This is a genomic window from Pseudoflavonifractor sp. MSJ-30 (assembly GCF_018918045.1).
GTDB lineage: Bacteria > Bacillota > Clostridia > Oscillospirales > Oscillospiraceae > Faecousia.
In genome coordinates, this window is the sequence record NZ_JAHLPU010000024.1 from 1 (window position 1) to 14546 (window position 14546).

At 57.2% G+C, this 14546-nt stretch carries 15 protein-coding genes; 3 read left to right on the forward strand and 12 right to left on the reverse strand.

Annotated features, from left to right (window positions below):
- Positions 1-200: 200 nt before the first annotated feature.
- From KQI10_RS03725 to KQI10_RS03750, 6 genes are all read right to left on the reverse strand, one after another.
- On the reverse strand, positions 201-815 hold the full coding sequence (locus tag KQI10_RS03725; protein ID WP_216566065.1) for a DUF1643 domain-containing protein: 615 nt from the start codon (positions 813-815) through the stop codon (positions 201-203).
- Positions 816-1394: a hypothetical protein gene (locus tag KQI10_RS03730; RefSeq protein ID WP_216566066.1), complete on the reverse strand. Its 579-nt coding sequence runs from the start codon at positions 1392-1394 to the stop codon at positions 816-818.
- Positions 1395-1408: 14 nt separating this feature from the next.
- On the reverse strand, positions 1409-1945 hold the full coding sequence (locus KQI10_RS03735; protein ID WP_216566067.1) for a 5-formyltetrahydrofolate cyclo-ligase: 537 nt from the start codon (positions 1943-1945) through the stop codon (positions 1409-1411).
- Positions 1935-2573 carry a helix-turn-helix domain-containing protein gene (locus KQI10_RS03740; protein ID WP_216566068.1) on the reverse strand — a complete coding sequence of 213 codons (639 nt, stop codon included), beginning with the start codon at positions 2571-2573 and terminating at the stop codon, positions 1935-1937. Before KQI10_RS03740 ends, KQI10_RS03735 begins: the two co-directional genes overlap by 11 nt.
- 136 nt (positions 2574-2709) lie before the next feature.
- On the reverse strand, positions 2710-4095 hold the full coding sequence (gene glmM / locus KQI10_RS03745; RefSeq protein WP_216566069.1) for a phosphoglucosamine mutase: 1386 nt from the start codon (positions 4093-4095) through the stop codon (positions 2710-2712).
- A gap of 15 nt (positions 4096-4110) precedes the next feature.
- Positions 4111-4773 (reverse strand): UDP-N-acetylglucosamine pyrophosphorylase, encoded by a 663-nt coding sequence (locus tag KQI10_RS03750; protein WP_216566070.1) that lies wholly within the window; start codon positions 4771-4773, stop codon positions 4111-4113.
- A 368-nt stretch (positions 4774-5141) separates the two neighbouring features.
- Here KQI10_RS03750 and trkA point away from each other — a divergent pair, with 368 nt between their 5' ends.
- Both trkA and KQI10_RS03760 read left to right on the forward strand, forming a co-directional pair.
- Positions 5142-6500, forward strand: coding sequence for a Trk system potassium transporter TrkA (trkA, locus tag KQI10_RS03755; protein ID WP_216566071.1), 1359 nt, complete (start codon positions 5142-5144; stop codon positions 6498-6500).
- Positions 6501-6509: 9 nt separating this feature from the next.
- Positions 6510-7970, forward strand: coding sequence for a TrkH family potassium uptake protein (locus KQI10_RS03760; RefSeq protein WP_216566072.1), 1461 nt, complete (start codon positions 6510-6512; stop codon positions 7968-7970).
- Between the two features lie 472 nt (positions 7971-8442).
- Here the strand turns inward: KQI10_RS03760 and KQI10_RS03765 are convergent, their stop codons facing one another.
- The 6 genes from KQI10_RS03765 to KQI10_RS03790 form a co-directional block, all read right to left on the reverse strand.
- Positions 8443-9663, reverse strand: a complete 1221-nt coding sequence (locus KQI10_RS03765; protein WP_253285119.1) for a BMP family protein — start codon at positions 9661-9663, stop codon at positions 8443-8445.
- A 97-nt stretch (positions 9664-9760) separates the two neighbouring features.
- Positions 9761-10177: a cytidine deaminase gene (locus KQI10_RS03770; protein WP_216566074.1), complete on the reverse strand. Its 417-nt coding sequence runs from the start codon at positions 10175-10177 to the stop codon at positions 9761-9763.
- Positions 10174-11343, reverse strand: coding sequence for a phosphopentomutase (locus KQI10_RS03775; RefSeq protein ID WP_216566075.1), 1170 nt, complete (start codon positions 11341-11343; stop codon positions 10174-10176). The genes KQI10_RS03770 and KQI10_RS03775 overlap by 4 nt, the downstream gene beginning before the upstream one ends.
- 1 nt (position 11344) lies before the next feature.
- On the reverse strand, positions 11345-12091 hold the full coding sequence (deoD, locus tag KQI10_RS03780) for a purine-nucleoside phosphorylase (RefSeq protein WP_216566076.1): 747 nt from the start codon (positions 12089-12091) through the stop codon (positions 11345-11347).
- A gap of 16 nt (positions 12092-12107) precedes the next feature.
- Complete coding sequence (deoC, locus tag KQI10_RS03785; protein ID WP_216566077.1) at positions 12108-12794, reverse strand: deoxyribose-phosphate aldolase; 687 nt, start codon at positions 12792-12794, stop codon at positions 12108-12110.
- Positions 12795-12823: 29 nt separating this feature from the next.
- The gene (locus KQI10_RS03790) at positions 12824-13429 is read right to left on the reverse strand and encodes a thymidine kinase (protein ID WP_216566078.1); all 606 of its coding nucleotides are present in this window, start codon (positions 13427-13429) and stop codon (positions 12824-12826) included.
- Between the two features lie 228 nt (positions 13430-13657).
- Between KQI10_RS03790 and KQI10_RS03795 the strand changes: the two genes are divergently transcribed.
- Positions 13658-14542, forward strand: coding sequence for a DUF4349 domain-containing protein (locus tag KQI10_RS03795; protein WP_216566079.1), 885 nt, complete (start codon positions 13658-13660; stop codon positions 14540-14542).
- Positions 14543-14546 lie beyond the last annotated feature (4 nt).

Genomic DNA, 14546 nt, shown 5'->3' on the forward strand with positions numbered 1-14546 from the left:
AGCAGCGGTCAGCGCCTCCCTTAAGCCGCATTCTTTCCTTCTTTCTTGGCGGGACAAGAAAGAAGCCCCCGGAGGGACTCAGCCAAAATACGGACAGGGCTATCGTTCAAAACGGAGCAAAAAAGCAAAGTTTTTGGGGCAATGGACTCCAAACTGAGGAAAGGAAAACCGCCGCAGCGATATTGGCTGCGGCGGGACATTTACAGGTGCTCCAGATACGCTTCCACGTCAAAGGACTTCAATTTCTCATCCTTGCGCAGATACAGCGGATGGTGGGGATGCCCCTTTTTGGTGACGGCGCCGGCGCAGTACCAGCTGGCGCCGTATTCCCGGCCAATCTCCAGCATATCCCGGACGCACTGGGGCAGATACTCCCGTTTCTCAATAATAGCCCCCCAGGCTGCCCATACGGCGGGGGCGGGAGAGAGGGAGAGAATATAGCGGAAGGCTTCCATGTTTTCATGGTGAAGTCTGGGATTGCAGGCCCGTTCCATGGTATCCGGGTTTGTGGCCCGCTGGGCATAGACGTTGAACATGAGAAAGCTGTCAAAGCCGTTGCCCAGAGCGATTCGCTCCACGGATTTCAGCGTGTTGTCCAGCTCGTCCGGTCTGGCGGTGGAAGGGTTGATGCCGATGCAGATCAGGGGCTTTTCGCCCCGGGTGCCCAGAATATACCGGTATTCAGAGTAAAAATTGGGGGCGTACAGCCATTTTCCGATATCATAGTCGGGGTTAGGCGTGTTGGCGGCTTTCAGGGCCTCCTGAAAGGTCAGCACATCGATTTCCGCGGTGGTGCCGCTGGGAATGTGCGCCATTTAAGCCTCCTCATGGGGGAACCACCAGCTCTTCTGGGGGTCATGGAAGTCGCAGCTGTCGGGATCGAGCCCTTTCTGGGCGCACCAGCGCTGAAAAGCGGTATCCAGAAAGGGGTAAACACCCTCCATGGTGGACTGCAGGGAGACGGTTTTCCCGTTTTCCAGCTGAAGTTCCACCACGATATTGCCGCCGGTGATCAGGTAGAGCTTCTGGCTGACAATGGCACTGTAGGGATAGGAAGCACTTTTTTTGAACAGTGTGGAAACCAGAAAGGTGTCCTCACCATAGAAGATGCCGAAGCCTAAGTAATACACAGCAAGGGATACGCCCAACAGAAAAACGATGACGCCGCCCCAGAGCAGAACCTGATCCCCGGTACCCTTAAAGCCGGTAACAATTGCGGCAATGCCCACAGCGCTGAGGATCACGCCGAATACGCCGTAGCGCTTATTGACCCGGACGGCCTTGCCGGACAGATGCTCCGCCTTATTGCGGAAGAGCTTTTGAAAACCAATATCTACCAGACGGCAGACACCGAAAACCAGTGCCGCCGTAAGAATCCAAACAAGTGCTTCCATTGTTTCGCCTTCCTTTATGCCCAGAGGACCAGATCCACGGGAATATCAAATTCTTCCGTTTCCAGTTCCGGCAGCACCTGAAAATCGTAGCACAGGGCCACCGTGGGGTGCTTCGGCTCCCGGGAAAGGAACTTGTCGTAAAATCCCCCGCCATAGCCGATGCGGTGGCCCCTGGGGTCGAAGACCAGTCCGGGCATCAGCACCAGGGCATGGGGATCGTCGGCCTCCGGGCCGTCGGCAATGGGCTCGGGAATCCCGGCGTAGCCTTTCGCGACGGCATCCAGGTCTGGGAGCAGGATGAACTTCATATCGTCGCCAAAGACCTTGGGGACAGCCACCTGCTTGCCGTCCAGCAATGCCTGACGCAGCATGGGCACAGTGCGTACCTCCTGATTATAGGGAAGGTAGCCATAAATCGTTTTTGCCGCGGCGTACTGGGGGCAGGCCCGGAATTTTTCGCCCAGGACGCGGCTTTTTTCTTCAATCTGCGCCTCGGTCATAGCCCGCTTCTGTATGCGGATCTGCTGCCGCAGCTCTTTTTTATTCATCATCTGCTAGCGCCTCCTGCTCGTTTTCTTTCTCCGCGGGCTTCCGGAACATCCGGAACCACAGGAAAATCGCGATCTGCCCCGGGATGCCCAGTAAAAACAGCTTCCATACGTTGATATGGGTAAAGACAAGCAAAGAGATATACAGGCTTGTCAGGCTGCCCCAGACGATCACGGAGATCAGCGGCCGGTTCCAGCTGAACATGCCCCAGGCGGACCGGAGGCTCAGCAGTACGATGGCGTTGACCGGAATGGCATAGACAAAGGCCACCCAACTTCCGGGTATTTGGAAGGAGGAGATGACCACAAAGAAAAAAAGGGCTACGAACCACACCAGAGTACTGGCCAGAGCCTGAATGATGCCTTTTCTCGCGACGGGTTTTTCCGGTTCCGCTATCTCGGGTTCGACGGGGGCGTCACCGCTGACCAGAGCGTCTACGGTAACGCCGAAAAGGGAGGACAGCTGCATCAGGGTCAGCACATCGGGGATGGATTCTCCCCGCTCCCATTTGGAGATGGCCTTGTCGGAGTAATTCAGTTTTTCGGCCAACCCCGCTTGCGTCAGCCCTGCCGCCTTCCGAAAGGAAGCGATATTGCTGCCGATCCTGGCTTTGATCTTCTCGTCGTCCATGCTGTTCCTCCTGCGTATTATTAAAATAAGTTTAACATAATCCGGAACCTATTTCAACAAGCAAATTGTGAACGAAAGAAGTTTTCCCGCAGGAAAAAGGGATGCCGCGGAAGTGCGGCATCCCCTGAAAAATATTTTACACCGCGTGTCCTGTACTCTGGATCACGCTGACGACCTGGTCCACCAGTTCCTGACAGACCACTTTGCTTTCTGCCTCCACCATGACCCGGATCACAGGCTCCGTGCCGGACTCCCGAACCAGAATGCGGCCGGTGGTGCCCAGCTGCGCGGTCACGTCGGCAATGGCTTTCTGTACGGCCGGGTCTGACTGGGCAGCGGCCTTGTCGTCTACCCGGACGTTTTTCAGCACCTGAGGATAAAAGGTGAAGCCCTCGCAGAGCTGACTCAGGGTCTTCTTCTTCGCCAGCATGGTCTCCATGATCTTCAGGCTGGTGAGGATACCGTCGCCGGTAGAGGCATAGCGGGAGAAGATGATGTGGCCGCTTTGCTCGCCGCCCAGGCGGTAGCCGTTCATCATCATGTTTTCATAGACGTATTTGTCGCCGACCTTGGTCTTTTCGTAGCGGATGCCGCACTCGTCAAAGGCTTTGTACAGTCCAAAGTTGCTCATGACGGTGGTGACCACGGTGCTGCCCATAAGCTGGCCCTGCTCCTGCATATATTTTCCGCAGATGTAGAGAATATGGTCGCCGGTGATGACCTCACCCTTTTCGTCCACTGCCAGGCACCGGTCCGCGTCGCCATCGAAAGCGAAGCCAACGTCCAGACCGTTTTCAAGCACATAGCGCTGCAGCCCCTCGATATGGGTGGAACCGGCGTTGGTGTTGATGTTGTAGCCATCGGGTTCCGCGTTGATGACGTAGGTTTTGGCACCCAGAGCGTCAAACACAGACTTGGCGATGTTCCAGGCGCTGCCGTTGGCGCAGTCCAGGCCGATGCGCAGGCCCTTGAAGGAGTAAAGGCCCAGACTGATCAGATAGCCGATGTACCGGTTCCGGCCGGATACATAGTCCACCGTCCGGCCGATCTGCTCCCGCCTGGCGGCAGGCAGCTCGTCCCAGTGCCGGCCGAAGCACTCCAGATTACCGTCGATATAGGCTTCCACCAGAGAGATGACGGATTCATCCATTTTCTCGCCGGAGCTGTTGATGAGCTTGATGCCGTTGTCGTAATAGGGGTTGTGGCTGGCGGAGATCATGATGCCGCAGTCGAACCCATCGGTTCTGGCCACAAAGGCCACGGAGGGGGTGGTGGTGACGTGGAGCAGATAGGCGTCCGCTCCGGAGGCCACCAGACCGCCTACCAGACTGTATTCAAACATATAGCTGGACCGGCGGGTGTCCTTGCCGATGACAATCCGGGCCGGGGCATCCGAGCCGGAACGGCGCTTCAGCTGGCAGCAGTACCAGCCCAGAAAGCGGCCCACCTTGAAGGCATGGTCCGCGGTCAGTGTCACATTGGCCTCCCCACGGAAGCCGTCAGTACCGAAATATTTACCCATAAATAAAGCGCCTCCTCAATCTTTACGCTTGGCCACAATGACGCCGCCGGTTTTCCAGATGCTGTCCGGGGGAACCACACCCCGCACACAGGAGGTGGGATAGATGTTGCTGTGGGGGCCGATGACTGTTCCGGGATTCAGAACACTGTTGCAGCCCACTTCCACAAAATCCCCCAGCATGGCCCCGAATTTTTTCAGGCCTGTGGGAATCTGCCCGTTCGGAGCCTTGACGACGACCAGGGTCTTGTCGGATTTGACGTTAGAGGTCAGACTGCCCGCGCCCATATGGGACTTATAGCCCAGAATGCTGTCGCCTACATAGTTATAGTGAGGAACCTGAACGTTGTCGAAGAGAATGACATTCTTTAACTCTACAGAGTTGCCCACCACGCAGTTTTCACCCACCAGAGCGCTGCCCCGGATAAAAGCGCAGTGGCGGACCTCTGTGCCCGCGCCGATGATGCAGGGGGCACCCAGGAAGGCGGTGGGGGCAACGACGGCGGTATCATGTACCCAGACATTTGGGGAAACTTCCGTAAAATCGCTGCCCAGCTGTTTGCCCAGATCCAGGATCAGCTGCTTAATTCCGGCCAGAGCCTGCCAGGGATATTCAAAGCCCATGAGATATGGGCCCGCAATGCTGTGGGAAAAATCGAAGAGGTCTTTTGTTTGCAGCATAGTCTAGCTCCTTCCCGCGGAAAACCGCATAAATTACTATACAACAGGGGAAGCTCCGTGTCAATTATTTTTTGATAGAAAATGATAAATATATAAAACGTTTAGATAAATGTGGACCTGTGACGGACAGAGCCATGAATTTATGAACTGCCGTCCGGCCGGGAATCCGAAGGGCGGCGGGGGGCTTATTTTTGCGATCGGCAGTATCGTCTGGTTTCGGAACGGTACGCAGGCTGTGTTCAAAGCATATGAATTGCCGCGCCGGTCTCTTCAAAAGGATTGCTTTTTCATAAAAAAATGGTATAATAGCATAGATTTCACGGTTTTCCGCAATTGGAACAACTTCTTTCTGAAGATCGGAGGCAGATATGAAAATAATCATTGCGGGCGACGGCAAGGTGGGCGCCACCCTGACCCGCCAGCTCACCAGCGAGGGCTACGATGTCACCGTTATTGACTCCAAGCTCTCTCCACTGGAGTCCAGCGTGGAGCGCTATGACGTAATCTCCGTTCAGGGCAACTGCGCGTCTATGGACATTCTGCGGCAGGCGGGCGTCAGGGATGCGGATCTGCTCATTGCCGCCACAGGCGCGGACGAGGTGAATCTGCTCTGCTGCACCACCGCCCACGCCATGAATCCCAGGCTGCACACCATTGCCCGGGTGCGGAACCCGGAGTATACGGAGCAGATTTACAAAATGCGGGAGACCTTCGGTCTGTCTATGCTCATCAATCCTGAGAACCAGGCCGCGACGGAGATCGACCGGCTTCTGAAATACCCGGGTTTCCTTCGCAGGGATACCTTCGCACAGGGTCGTACAGAAATTGTGGAGCTGCGGGTGGACGCCAAAAGCAAGCTGTGCGACGTCCGGCTGGCAGATATGCAGAAAATTATCCGCTGCAAGGTTCTGGTCTGCGCCGTGCTGCGGGGCGGTCAGGCCGTTACCCCCGGCGGCGACTTCGTTCTGCAGGCGGGGGACCGGCTGTTCATCACCGCTCTTTCCGAAAACCTGACCACACTGCTGAAAAATCTGGGTATCCTCTCCCGGCAGGCCCGTCGGGTCATGCTCTGCGGCGGCGGGCGGGTCAGCTATTATCTGGCGGCCAAGCTGCTGAAGGCTGGAATCGGCTGCGTCATCATCGACAACAGCGCCGCCCGGTGCAAAGAGCTTTGCACACTGCTTCCGGGGGCAGAGATCATCCTCGGGGATGCCTCGGATCAGGATCTGCTGGACAGTGAGGGCCTTTCCCAGTGCGATGCTCTGGTGACCCTGACGGGACTGGATGAACTGAATATGATCGTCTCCCTCTATGGCATTTCTCAGGGCGTGCCTCAGGTCATCACCAAGCTGGGCCACGCGGATAAGGGCAGCATCGTGTCCTCTCTGGCACTGGGCAGTGTAGTGTGCCCCAAGGAGCTGTGCTGCAGCAACATTGTCCGCTATGTACGGGCTATGCAGAACCAGACCGGCGCGGCCCTTTCCGTCCATACCATTGCCGACGGCCAGATCGAGGCCATGGAGTTCCTGGCCGATGAAAACACCAAATACTGCGGCGTGCCGCTGAAGGACATCAGGATGAAGTCCAGCGTCCGTGTGGTCAGCATCAGCCATGGGGCCGCTACGGAGATCGCCAACGGTGACTCTGTCTACCAGCAGGGGGACACCATCATCGTTGTCACCAACAGCGGCGTGATTCTGCGGCAGCTGAACGACATCTTTGCGTGAGGCCCGCCTATGAACTACAAAATGATGGGGCGATTTATCGCCCAGATCCTGTTTCTGGAGGCCGCGTTCCTGATTCCGGCTCTATGCATCAGCCTGTACTGCGGGGAGGATGCCTCGGTAAAAGCCTTTCTCATAACCGCGGCGATGCTGTTGGTCGTCTCCTGTGTGCTGCGATTTCTGTGCAGGGGGGCAAAGAGCAACTTCTACGCAACGGACGGCATGGTTTGCGTGGCACTGAGCTGGATCGTCCTCTCTCTGGCGGGGAGCCTGCCCTTTGTGCTCTCCGGCGCCATCCCCAGATTTATTGACGCTTTGTTTGAAATCGTCTCCGGCTTCACCACCACCGGCGCGTCCATTTTGCCGGAGGTGGAGAGCCTGCCGAAGGGTATTATGTACTGGCGCAGCTTCAGCCATTGGGTTGGCGGCATGGGTGTTCTGGTGTTTCTGCTGGCCATCGTACCCAGCACGGACAAGGGTAAGGGCTTCACCATGCACCTGCTGCGGGCGGAAAGTCCCGGACCCAGCGTAGGCAAGCTGGTGCCAAAAATGCGGCAGACGGCCGCCATCCTCTACATTCTCTACATTGGCCTGACCATTGCGGACTTCCTGTTCCTGGTGGCGGGCAAAATGGATGCGTTTGAAGCCGTCTGCACCGCCTTCGGTACCGCGGGCACCGGCGGCTTCGGTGTGCGCAACGACTCCTTTGCCAGCTACAGTCCCTATTTGCAGAATGTGACCACCGTATTCATGTTCCTCTTCGGCGTGAACTTCACCTGCTACTATTTCCTGCTGCTGAAGCAGTTCGGGGCGGTTTTCAGGGACGAGGAGCTGCGGGCGTATTTCGCCATTGCGGTTGCAGCGGCGCTGCTCATTGCCTGGAATATCCGGGGCCTGTACGGAACTGTGGAGGAGACCATGCGTCACGCGGCCTTCCAGGTTTCCAGCATCATGACTACCACGGGCTTTGCAACTACGGATTTTGACCAGTGGCCCAGTTTTTCCAAAACCATACTGCTGTGCCTGATGGTCATTGGCGCCAGCGCCGGTTCTACCGGCGGCGGCATGAAGGTCTCCAGACTGCTCCTGCTCTTCAAGAGCCTGCGCAGGAGCTTTCTCCAGATGCTCCACCCCCGCCGGGTACAGTTGATTCGGAACAACGGCCAGGTGGTGGACGACAAGGTGGTGGAGACCACCAACGCCTACCTGATTGCTTATGTATTTATTCTGTTTATGAGTTTCCTGCTGCTGTCCCTGGACGGCTTTTCCACAGGTACCAATTTTTCAGCCGTCCTGTGCTGCTTCAACAACATCGGCCCGGGCCTGGAGGCTGTGGGACCCACCTGCAACTTCTCCGACTTCAATGCGCTGAGCAAACTGGTCCTGATTTTCGATATGCTGCTGGGCAGACTGGAGATATTCCCCATCCTCTGCCTCTTCTCCCGCCACACCTGGCACCGGACGGTGCGGTAAGATATTCCCCCTCCCATGTGCATTGCACACCGGGAGGGGGAGCTTTTTCTATTACGGACCGCAAAGCCTTCCCCTGGGGGAAGGTGGCAGGGCGAAGCCCTGACGGATGAGGGGCGGTACAGGCATCCCTGTGGAACAGCTGCGTATTCCGGTTCGTAGGGGCCGATGCCCACATCGGCCCGAGACCTTGCGGGAGAGGGTTGTTCGTTTCTTGCGACCGCTCTATCAACGTACCGACGGGGCGATGAGGGCATCGCCCCCTGCGCTGAGGACCTCCGCTGCATTTTCGTAGGGGCCGATGCCCACATCGGCCCGAGACCTCGCGGGGGAGATCCTTTCGTTCCTTGCGACCGCTCTATTAACGTACCCACGGGACGATGCAGGCTTCGTCCCCACGAAAAATGGGTTCGGGTGTTCCGTACAGCAAAAAATGCCCCTGCGGCGTAAGCCGCAGGGGTTTGGGGAACGCAAATTACTTGATGATGTTGACAGTCACGTTGTCAGTGTTGGCGGGTTCGGGAACGTCGGAACCGTCGATCTCAACCTTGCCGGCCACGATGTCGGCCAGCATCTGCTCGTACTCGGCAACGGTCCAGCCTTCCAGAGACCAGGTAGCGGTGGGCAGACCCACGGCGTTGTCCTTGGCACCCAGAGTGATGGTGGAATTGCCATCGCCGATGAAGGCAGCCCAGGTGTCGTCGGACTCAGCAGCCTCCAGAGCGGTCTGAGCGGCCTGGCCGATGCCCTTCATAGCGGAGGTGATGACGGTGTCAGACTCGAAGGACTGGTCAACGTCAACGCCGATGACGGAGGCATCCTCAGCGGAAGCAGCGGCAGCGACGGACTGGAACATGGAACCGCCGCAGGCGAAGATGACCTCGGTGCCGTTCTGATACCAGCCGGCGGCCATGGTCTGCAGCTCATTGGAAGCCTGGAAGGAAGCGCCGTACAGCCAGGAGTAGTTGATGTCGACCTTCACGCCCTTGACAGCGGCAGCGGCGTCAGCGCCCTGCACGAAGCCATAGCCGTAACGGTCACAGGCAGCATTGGCACCGCCGCCGCCGCCAGTGAAGCCCAGCTTGGTGTAGCCGTCCATAACAGCGGCGTAACCGGCCAGATAGCCGCACTGCTCTTCCTGGAAGGCGATACCGGCAACGTTATTCAGGCCCATTGCCCAACCGTCGATGAAGACAAAGCGGGTGTCGGTGAATTCCTTGGCGGCCTTATCCAGAGCATTGCCCTGCATGAAGCCGGCGCAGACAACGACCTTGGCGCCGTTCTCGACAGCCAGCTTCATGGCGTCGTAACGGTCATCGTCGGTAGCCTGATCGCCGCCGGCGGGCTGGTAGTACTTGTAGGACTTACCGGCATTGGCAGCGTACAGCTTCACGCCGTCGAAGGTGCCCTGGTTGAAGGACTTGTCCTTCAGCTGGCCCACATCGGTGACGAAAGCGATCTCGTACTTGCCGTCGGAAGAGGTCATCTCATCGGCAATGTCGTCGGCGCTGGTCACAGCGGCGGAAGCCTCAGTGGCAGGAGCCTCGGTCTCGGCGGGAGCTTCGGTCTCAGCGGAAGCTTCGGTTACGGGAGCTTCTGTAGCAGCGGTGGTCGCGGTAGCAGCGTTGTTGCCGCCGCAGGCGCACAGGCCCAGGACCATCACGACAGCGAGAAGCATTGCAAGAATCTTTCTCATTGTTTTCATTCCTCCTAAGTAATTTGCAGGGTTACCCCTACGGTCTTCATTATTGCACATTCTGTCTAAAAAATCAACAGGAAAATGATCTTTGGGCCTACTTTTGCATATGGGTTTGGGGCCGGAAGCTGTCCGGCAGAATCTGAGAAAGCGTCCGTTCCGTGCATACACCATCCTTGCCTACGAGATACACCCTGAAATCATCCGCACAGAATTCCCGCATGACCTGGCGGCAGATTCCGCAGGGCGGGAACACGTCGGAAATGACCCCGTCTTTGCCGCCGCAGACGGCGATGGCGGTGAATTCCCGATGGCCGTCATAGACTGCCTTGAAAAAAGCCGTCCGCTCGGCGCAGTTGGTGGCTCCGTAGGAACCGTTTTCAATGTTGCATCCCTGGTACACCGCTCCGTCCGCGCACAGCAGCGCTGCCCCTACTTTATAGCCGGAGTAGGGGGCGTAGGCGCGGCTCATGGCCTCTATGGCCAGAGATGCCAACTTGCTTGCCTCCGTCATTTCAACAGCTCCTTCGCAAAGCTCTTGCCGGGAGTTTCATAGGGGACCCCCAGCAGCTCTGTGACCGTGGCCGCAATGTCGGCAAAGCTGGTCCGGGTACCCAGAGAGCCGGGGCGGACCTGCTTGCCAAGGGCAATCAGAGGCACGTATTCCCGGGTGTGGTCTGTGGTTGCCGTATAGGCGGGGTCGCAGCCGTGGTCGGCGGTGATGAGCACCAGGTCGTCCTCTCCCAGGGTTCTCTCGAAGTCTCCCAGCCAGGTATCGAATTCCGTCAGCGCGTTTGCGTAGCCGTCAATATCCCGGCGGTGGCCGAACTGCATATCAAAGTCCACCAGATTTACAAAGCACAGACCGTGGAAGTCCTGCTTGGCATAGTCCGCGGTGTGCCCCATGCCGTCGGCATTGCTCTTGTTGTAAACGTGATCCGTGGTGCCCCGTCCCGCGAAGATGTCGAAGATCTTGCCCACGGCCAGCACATCCTGCCCCGCGTTCACAATGGCGTCCAGCATGGTCTCGGCGGGCGGCTCCAGAGAGAAGTCGTGCCGGTTGGAGGTCCGCTTGAAGTTTTCGGGGGAAGTGCCCACATAGGGCCGGGCAATGACCCGGCCTACGCCGTACTTGCCACGTAAAATCTTCCGGGCCTTCCGGCAGGCGTCGTACAGCTCTTCCAGAGAAATCTTTTCCTCATGAGCCGCCACCTGAAACACGGAGTCGGCAGAGGTATAGACGATCCACTTGCCGGTTTCCAGCTGTTCCTCGCCGTAGTCCCGGATCACGTCCGTGCCGGAATAGGGCTTGTTGCACAGTACGCCCCGGCCGGTCTGCTTTTCAAATTCGTCCAGCACCTCCCGGGGAAAGCCATTCGGGAAGGTGGGCAGGGGCTCCGGGGAGACCACGCCCGCGATCTCCCAATGGCCGATGGTGGTGTCCTTGCCCATGGATGCCTCGGTCAGCCGAGCATAGGCCCCCTGAGGCGCTGCGTTCTTCGGCAGATAGTCCACACCGTCAATATTGCCGATACCGGCTTTCAGAAGATTGGGAATGGAAAATCTGGAAGAAGTGGAGCAGGAGCGCAGGGTATTGACCCCAATATCCCCGAACTTCTCGCAGTCCGGCATCTGCCCGATGCCGCAGGAATCCAGAACAATCAGAAATATACGCTTCATATTACTTTTTCTCCATGGCGACGGCCACGTCCAGGGCCACCTTCATCATGGTGGTGAAAGAATTCTGGCGTTCCTCAGAGGTGGTCTCCTCGCCGGTCAAAATGTGGTCAGAGATGGTGCAGATGCAAAGTGCCCGCTTGCCGTATCGGGCGGCGTTCATATACAGGGCGGCGGCCTCCATTTCCAGGGCCATAACGCCCATTTTCTTCAGGCCGTAAACGCTGTCCAGCCCTTCGGGCACGCCGATGTGGTCGCCGTAGAAGGTATCGGAGGAATTGATGTTGCCCACATGATACCTTGCGCCGCTGGCTTCGCAGGCCTTGACCGCCTCGCTGAGCAGTTCCCAGCTGGCAATGGGGGCGAAGGTGCCCGGCAGATGGAACTGGGCGGCCCAATTGGAATCGGTGCAGGCGCCCTGACCCAGAACCAGGTCATACAGCTTGATATTCTCCTGAATAGCCCCGGCGGAGCCTACCCGGATGATGTTCTCCACGCCGTAGCCATTGAAAAGCTCATGGGAATAGATGCCGATGGCGGGCATACCCATGCCGGAAGCCATAACGGACACCCGGACACCCTTGTAGGTGCCGGTATAGCCCTGGACGCCCCGGACATTATTGACCAGAACGGGGTTTTCCAAGAAGTTTTCAGCGATAAACTTGCTCCGCAGAGGGTCGCCGGGCATCAGGACGGTTTTTCCAAAATCGCCGGGGGCGGCGGAGATATGAGGGGTTGGGGTGGTAAGCATTTTTTCGGCTCCTTCCTTAGTAGCTGCCGTCATTGGCGGCTGCTTCGTTCTTTTCCATGGCCTTGGCCAGCTTGACGATGCGGGAGGTACCCAGACGGGAGGCGCCGAGACGGATAAATTCTTCGGCATCCGCAATGCTGGAAATGCCGCCGGCGGCCTTGATTTTCACATGGGGCGCGACATGGGCCGCGAACAGCTCCACATCGTGGAAGGTAGCTCCCGCCTTGGAGAAACCGGTGGAGGTCTTGATGTAGTCCGCACCGGAGTCGGAGACTGCCTTGCACAGGGCGATTTTTTCCGCATCCGTCAGCAGGCAGGTCTCGATGATGACCTTCAGAAGTTTGCCCTTGCAGGCCTTCTTCACCGCGGTAATCTCATCCCGGACAGCATCAAACTTGCCGTCCTTGGCCCAGCCGATGTTGATGACCATATCCACCTCGTCTGCACCGTTGTCCACGGCATCGGAGGCCATAAAGCACTTGGCGGCGGTGGTGTCATAGCCGTTGGGGAAGCCGATAACAGTACAGATGGGCAGCTTGCCGTCAACATACTCCCTGGCCTGCTTTACATAGCTGGCGGGGATGCAGACGGAGGCGGTGTGATACTTCATACCGTCATCGCACAGGGCCTTGATGTCGGCCCAAGTTGCGGTCTGGGACAGCAGCGTGTGGTCGCACCTGGCGAGAATTTCAGAAATTTCCATGGGAATACACTCCTTTAACTACTTACTATTTATTGATGTCCGTGCAGACGGATCACTTTATGCTCCTTGATGCCCCGGACATAGCATTTGTGGCACATGGCGATATAGCTGTCGTTGCCGCCCAGGAAAACCTGGGCACCCTGGGTGACAATGTGGCCCTGGCCATCAATTCTGGCATTGACGGTGGCTTTTGCTCCGCAGTCGCAGATGGTCTTGATTTCCTGAATGGTGTCCGCAATCTCCATGAGCCGCAGAGAGCCGGGAAACAGATGGGTCTGGAAGTCTGTGCGCAGACCAAAGCACATGACGGGTACATTGTAGTCGTCCACAATACTCCGGAGCTGATCGATCTGTGCCACGGTCAGGAACTGGCATTCGTCCACAATGATTACGTCGCATTTGCCCAGGTGTTCCTGCTGAAACCAGGCATAGGCGTCCTTCTCCGGGGGCAGCACGTCCGCCCGGGCACTGAGGCCGATACGGCTGGACAGCATATGCTCCCCGTCCCGCAGGTCCGCGCTGGGCTTTAAGAGCCATACCCGCAAATCATTCTCCTCATAATTGTATTTGGTAATCAGGGCCTGGGCTGTTTTGCTGGAGCCCATTGCGCCGTATTTGAAATATAGCTTCGCCATTTTTCTGTTTCCTCCGTTTTCTTCTCTTGCTCCATTATACCGAAACGGGGGATGTATTGCAAGCACAATTCCGTGAATTTTCACAAGAGCGCCCCCCCCGGAGCCGGAATTCCTAAGATTTTCTGAAATTTGCGTTTCTTCCCTTGAAAAAGGTTCTTACCCATGATATTCTGAAACCGGAGAAGAAAAACGCACGACAATACACGACAATTGAAAAGGAGGAAAAACATGAAAAAGATACTTGCGGTTTTGCTGGCCATAAGCCTGCTCATGGCGGGCTGCGGCGCAAGCTCCAAAGCCGCCATGGATTCCGCGGACTATATTGTCCAGGAAACAGCTGCCGCCAATGGCAGCTATGACTTTGGTGAGACAGAGACTTCTGCCCAGCTGCCCCAGGGCCGGAAATTCATCATCACCGTGAATCTGGATGCCGAGGCCGAGGAACTGGACAGCGCCCTGTCTGCCATCAGCGAAAAGCTCACAGCTCTGGACGGCTATATGGAAAGCCAGAATATCTACAATGGAAGCGCCTACTCCGGCCGCCGCTACCGCTACGCAAATCTGACTCTGCGCGTTCCGGCGGAACACCTGGACGAATTCACAGCCGCTGTGGGTTCTGTCAGCAACGTGGTCTCTTCCTCCCGGAATACGGACGATGTGACGCTGCAATATGTGGACACGGAAAGCCGGGTCAAGGCGCTGGAAACCGAACGGGACCGGCTGCTGGAGTTTATGGAACAGGCGGAAACCATGTCGGACCTGCTGGAGATCGAGTCCCGGCTGACGGATGTCCGGGGCGAACTGGAGCGCTACGCTTCCCAGCTGAAGGTGCTGGACAATCAGATCGACTATTCCACCGTGAACCTGAGCCTGTCCGAGGTCACGGAGTATACTCCCGTTGCGGAAAAGACCCGTCTGGAAAAGATCCGGGACGGCTTCGTGGACAGCGTAAAGGGCGTCTGGAATCTGATTCTGGACTGCGTCAGCTTCGTGCTTATGAACATCCCCTACATTCTGGTCTTCGGCCTGCTTATCTGGGGAATCGTTGCCCTGGTAAAACGGAATCGGAAAAAGCATCCGAAAAAACCAAAAGAAGCACCGAAGCAGGAGTAAGCGA

Excerpts from the sequence above, each read along its gene's own strand:
- KQI10_RS03770 (WP_216566074.1), bottom strand. The coding sequence starts at position 10,177 with ATGACGGAGGCAAGCAAGTTGGCATCTCTGGCCATAGAGGCCATGAGC.
- trkA (WP_216566071.1), top strand. The coding sequence starts at position 5,142 with ATGAAAATAATCATTGCGGGCGACGGCAAGGTGGGCGCCACCCTGACC.
- KQI10_RS03730 (WP_216566066.1), bottom strand. The coding sequence starts at position 1,394 with ATGGAAGCACTTGTTTGGATTCTTACGGCGGCACTGGTTTTCGGTGTC.
- KQI10_RS03735 (WP_216566067.1), bottom strand. The coding sequence starts at position 1,945 with ATGATGAATAAAAAAGAGCTGCGGCAGCAGATCCGCATACAGAAGCGG.
- glmM (WP_216566069.1), bottom strand. The coding sequence starts at position 4,095 with ATGGGTAAATATTTCGGTACTGACGGCTTCCGTGGGGAGGCCAATGTG.
- deoD (WP_216566076.1), bottom strand. The coding sequence starts at position 12,091 with ATGCTTACCACCCCAACCCCTCATATCTCCGCCGCCCCCGGCGATTTT.
- KQI10_RS03725 (WP_216566065.1), bottom strand. The coding sequence starts at position 815 with ATGGCGCACATTCCCAGCGGCACCACCGCGGAAATCGATGTGCTGACC.
- KQI10_RS03790 (WP_216566078.1), bottom strand. The coding sequence starts at position 13,429 with ATGGCGAAGCTATATTTCAAATACGGCGCAATGGGCTCCAGCAAAACA.
- KQI10_RS03760 (WP_216566072.1), top strand. The coding sequence starts at position 6,510 with ATGAACTACAAAATGATGGGGCGATTTATCGCCCAGATCCTGTTTCTG.
- KQI10_RS03765 (WP_253285119.1), bottom strand. The coding sequence starts at position 9,663 with ATGAGAAAGATTCTTGCAATGCTTCTCGCTGTCGTGATGGTCCTGGGC.
- KQI10_RS03750 (WP_216566070.1), bottom strand. The coding sequence starts at position 4,773 with ATGCTGCAAACAAAAGACCTCTTCGATTTTTCCCACAGCATTGCGGGC.
- deoC (WP_216566077.1), bottom strand. The coding sequence starts at position 12,794 with ATGGAAATTTCTGAAATTCTCGCCAGGTGCGACCACACGCTGCTGTCC.
- KQI10_RS03775 (WP_216566075.1), bottom strand. The coding sequence starts at position 11,343 with ATGAAGCGTATATTTCTGATTGTTCTGGATTCCTGCGGCATCGGGCAG.
- KQI10_RS03740 (WP_216566068.1), bottom strand. The coding sequence starts at position 2,573 with ATGGACGACGAGAAGATCAAAGCCAGGATCGGCAGCAATATCGCTTCC.
- KQI10_RS03795 (WP_216566079.1), top strand. The coding sequence starts at position 13,658 with ATGAAAAAGATACTTGCGGTTTTGCTGGCCATAAGCCTGCTCATGGCG.